The sequence below is a fragment of the Rhodoferax sp. genome (genome assembly GCF_039922535.1).
GTDB lineage: Bacteria > Pseudomonadota > Gammaproteobacteria > Burkholderiales > Burkholderiaceae_C > Rhodoferax_B.
In genome coordinates, this window is the sequence record NZ_JBDTEM010000076.1 from 1 (window position 1) to 4230 (window position 4230).

Sequence of the window (4230 nt, forward strand, 5' to 3'; positions counted from 1 at the left end):
GATATCGGCGTGGGCGGCATCTCTGTCACCACCGAGCGACAGAAAAAAGCCTTCTTCAGCACCGCCTACATGGTGAACGGCAAGACGCCCATCGTGCGCTGCGCCGACGTGGCCAAGTTCCAGACCCTGGCCGACATCGACAAGCCCGGGGTGCGCGCCGTGGCCAACCCCGGCGGCAGCAACGAAAAATTTGCCAAAGCCAACTACAAGCAGGCCACCCTGACCATCCACCCGGAAAACCTGACGATTTTTGACGAAGTGCTGCAAGGCCGCGCCGACGTGTTCGTGACCGAGGCCGCCGAAGCCTTGGTGCAACAAAAGCTCAAACCCGGCCTGTGCGCAGTCAACCCCGACAAGCCGCTGCAATACGGCGAAATGGCCTATCTGCTGCCGCGCGGCGACGTGGCCATGAAGGCCTTTGTCGACCAGTGGCTGCACCTGGCCCAGGCGACTGGCGAATACAAGGCGACAACCGACAAATGGTTGCACTAAAAATGGCTGCGCCCAACACCCCACCCGCGCCCGTGGTCTACGGCGAGGGCAGCCGGCCACCGCGGGGCGACTACGCCCGCGACGGCCTGGTGCTGGCCGACTACACCTGCCCGCAAAACTACGCGGCCTACACCGCGCAAGACCACGACACCTACCGCCAGCTGTTCGAGCGCCAGTCAGCGCTGGTGCCGGGTCTGGCCTGCGATGAATTCATCGCCGCCCTGCCCTTGCTGGGCGTGAAGGACAGGATTCCGCGCTTCGAGGAGATCAACGCACGGCTGACTCCGGCCACCGGCTGGGAGGTGGTGGCCGTGCCAGGCTTGATTCCCGAAGTGCCGTTTTTCACGCTGCTGGCGAACCGCAAATTTCCGGTGACCGACTGGATACGCACGCCCGAGGAGATGGACTACATCGTCGAGCCGGATGTGTTCCACGACCTGTTTGGCCATGTGCCGCTGCTGTTCAACCCGGTGTTTGCCGAGCACATGCAGGCCTATGGCGCGGGCGGCCTGAAGGCACACACGCTGGGCGCTTGCGAGCAGCTGTCGCGCCTGTACTGGTACACGATTGAGTTCGGCCTGGTGCGGCAAGCGGACGGCTTGCGGGCCTACGGTGCGGGCATCCTTAGTTCATCGGGAGAACTGCAGCACAGCGTGCGCAGCGCCGAGCCACAGCGCCTGGCACTGGACGTCACGCGCTGCATGCGTACCCGCTACAAAATCGACAGCTACCAGCAGACCTATTTCGCCATCGACAGCTTCCAGCAGCTGTTTGACATGACGGCGCCCGACTTCACCCCGCTGTATGCGCAGGTGCAGACCCTGGGCGAGCTGGCGGCAGATGCCCGGCTGGATAGCGATATTGCTATTAATTAAAGAGCTGCTTGTGCTGGAGGGATAAGCGCCAGCGGCATAAAAAGCCTGTAAAAATAGCCGCATGCCCCAATTCGCCGCCAACCTCAGCATGCTCTACCAAGAGCATGCCTTCCTGGACCGCTTTGCCGCCGCTGCTGCCGACGGCTTTACCGCCGTGGAATACCTGTTCCCCTACCCCTTCTCGGCCAGCGACATCGCCGCGCAACTCCAGCAGCACGGCCTGAAGCAAGTGCTGTTCAACGCGCCGCCGGGCGACTGGGATGCGGGAGAGCGCGGCCTGGCCTGCCTGCCGGGCCGCGAAGCCGAGTTCCGGCAGGGTTTTGCCCAGGCCCTGGATTACGCCCACACCCTGGCCTGCCCACGCATCCATGTAATGGCCGGCCTGCTGCCCGCGGGCAGCAGCCGCGAAAGCCTGCGCCCGCTGTATGAAGCCAACCTGGCCTGGGCTGCGGCGCAGGCGGCCAGCGTCGGCCTGGACGTGCTGATCGAGCCCATCAACACCCGCGACATGCCCGGCTTCTACCTGAACCGCCAGGCCCAGGCCCACGCCACCGTGCAGGCCGTGGGTGCGCCCAATCTGAAAGTGCAGATGGACCTCTACCACTGCCAGGTCATGGAAGGCGACCTGGCGATGAAGCTGCGCCAGTACCTGCCCACCGGCCGCGTCGGCCATATCCAGATTGCGGGCGTGCCGGAGCGCCATGAACCGGATATGGGCGAAATCAACTTCGCCTATGTATTCGCCCTGCTGGACGGCCTGGGCTACACCGGCCACGTGGGCTGCGAATACCGGCCCCGCCGCGGGGCGGTACCCGGTGGCACGTCGGCAGGCCTGGGCTGGTTGCGCCAGGCACAGCAGCTACAAAATAAATAGCTGCCAGCGCAGATGCAATATGCGCTAGAGCCCTAAAAAGCTTAAATCTAGGCGTGCAGCAATTCTAGAAACCGGGCGGCTGCCACGCCCATGGGGCGGTCGCTGCGCACAATGCTGCCGTAGGCCGCCAGCTTGTGGGCTATGGTGTAGGACAGAATTTTCAGCAGGCCGTGTGTCTGGTAGCGGCTGGCGCTGGACTCGGGGATCACCGCAATCATCTGGGTTTTGAAGATCAGATTCGTCGTCGTCAGGATCGACGATGTCTCGATCAGGCCGCGGTGGAAGGTGGTGTGGTGGTCACGAAACTCCTGCTCCAGCACCTCGCGCATCGGGCTGCCATGGGGCTGCAGAATCCACGGAAACTGCAGCATGTCGTCAAACGACACGCTGGGTTTATCGGCCAGCGGATGGTCCACGGCCACCACCACCGACAACGGCTCCTCGCCGATCGGCCGAAAGTGGTGGTTCTGCCGCGCCGGGCCCAGCATGCGGCCAATCACCACGTCCAGCGCGCCTTCACGCATCTGCTCTACCAGCCGGTCGCTGGTGTCCACCGATATCTCGATGGAGAGCAGCGGGTACTCCTCTTTCAGGCGGATCAGGCTATCGGTCAGCAGCACTGGCGACGCGGCCATGATGCTGCCAATGAAGAGTTTGCCGGCCCCGCCCAGGCGCAGCTCCTGCAGCTCGCGGCTCAAAGCCTCCATCGTGCCGCGCATGCCGCGAAAAGTATTCGTTACCGCCTGCCCGGCCGGGTTCAGCTGCAGGCCACGGCCGACCCGGTCAAACAGCGGCTGGCCCAGCGCGTCCTCCAGCTCGTGCAGCATCTTGGTGGCGGCAGGCTGGGTCATGCCCATCTGCTGCGACGCCGCGTGCAAGGTGCGGTGCTCGTCAATCGCCAGCAGCAAGGCCACTTGGCGCATGCGCAAGCGGTTCAGAAGCTGGGTAGTTGTGTCAGTCATTTGATAACCCCAGGCAATCAATACATCAAATACTTTCACTATACGGGAATCAATGGGCTTCCTAAGATACGCTCCACCCCAACGCATTGCGAAGACTTTGCGACCGGAGACAAGCCCCCTGTTATGACCAGCCCGTCTGGTGGTAAATGGATGCTTGCGTCCGGTTGGAACCCACCTACTGGATGCCACTATGCAGACTGCAACCCAACCTGTCGTAGCCCTCACCCTGGGCGACCCCGCGGGCATCGGCCCGGAGCTGATCGCCCGTCTGCTCGGCCAGACCGATGCCACGGCGCACGCCAACATCGTCCTGGTCGGCGATGCCTGGCTCTGGGCCGATGGCCAAAAGATCGCCGGTGTGCAGGTCGCCACCCAAGCGGTCAGCAACTTTGCCGAAGTGCGGGCCCGGGCCGACACCTCCCTGCCCGCCTGGCTGCCGATGGACACCGTGGCCGCCGCGCAGGTGGTGCGCAGCCAGGCCCAGGCCATCGGCGGGGCCTCGGTACTGCAAGTGCTCAATGCCTGCATGGATGCCACCCAGCGTGGCGAGGTGGATGCGATCTGCTTTGCACCGCTGAACAAATTCGCCATGAAGCAAGGTGGCCTCAAGCACGAGGACGAGCTGCACCACTTTGCCGAGTACCTGGGCGTGAAGAGCTACTTCTGCGAATTCAACACGCTGGGCGATTTGTGGACCTCGCGCGTGTCGTCGCACATCCCACTCAAGGATGCTGCCAGCTACCTGACGCAAGAGCGCATCCAGCAGGCAGCGACCCTGATCTACCGCTCGCTGCAGGCCAGCGGCATTGCTGCGCCTAAAGTGGCGGTGGCGGCCTTCAACCCGCACGGTGGCGACGGCGGCACCTGCGGGCGCGAAGAAATCGACACCATCATCCCGGCAGTGGCCGCACTCAAAGCGCAAGGCATCCCGGTGGACGGCCCCTTCCCCGCCGACACCATCTTCCTGAAGGCTCGCGATGGCGAGTACCACGCCATCGTCACCATGTACCACGACCAGGGCCAGATC

The 4230-nt window shown here is 63.7% G+C and carries 5 protein-coding genes; 4 read left to right on the plus strand and 1 reads right to left on the minus strand.

Annotated features, from left to right (window positions below; all coding sequences use genetic code 11):
• The 3 genes from ABI213_RS03075 to otnI form a co-directional block, all read left to right on the plus strand.
• Positions 1 to 492, plus strand: a 492-nt coding sequence (locus ABI213_RS03075) for a transporter substrate-binding domain-containing protein (protein ID WP_348026075.1), incomplete at its 5' end; no start/stop codon positions are given.
• Positions 493 to 494: 2 nt separating this feature from the next.
• On the plus strand, positions 495 to 1367 hold the full coding sequence (phhA, locus tag ABI213_RS03080; protein WP_348008137.1) for a phenylalanine 4-monooxygenase: 873 nt from the start codon (positions 495 to 497) through the stop codon (positions 1365 to 1367).
• A gap of 61 nt (positions 1368 to 1428) precedes the next feature.
• Positions 1429 to 2241, plus strand: coding sequence for a 2-oxo-tetronate isomerase (otnI, locus tag ABI213_RS03085; protein ID WP_348008123.1), 813 nt, complete (start codon positions 1429 to 1431; stop codon positions 2239 to 2241).
• A 47-nt stretch (positions 2242 to 2288) separates the two neighbouring features.
• Here the strand turns inward: otnI and ABI213_RS03090 are convergent, their stop codons facing one another.
• Positions 2289 to 3203 carry a LysR family transcriptional regulator gene (locus ABI213_RS03090; protein WP_348008124.1) on the minus strand — a complete coding sequence of 305 codons (915 nt, stop codon included), beginning with the start codon at positions 3201 to 3203 and terminating at the stop codon, positions 2289 to 2291.
• Positions 3204 to 3393: 190 nt separating this feature from the next.
• Here ABI213_RS03090 and ABI213_RS03095 point away from each other — a divergent pair.
• A partial coding sequence (locus ABI213_RS03095) for a 4-hydroxythreonine-4-phosphate dehydrogenase PdxA (protein ID WP_348026077.1) occupies positions 3394 to 4230 on the plus strand: 837 nt, incomplete at its 3' end.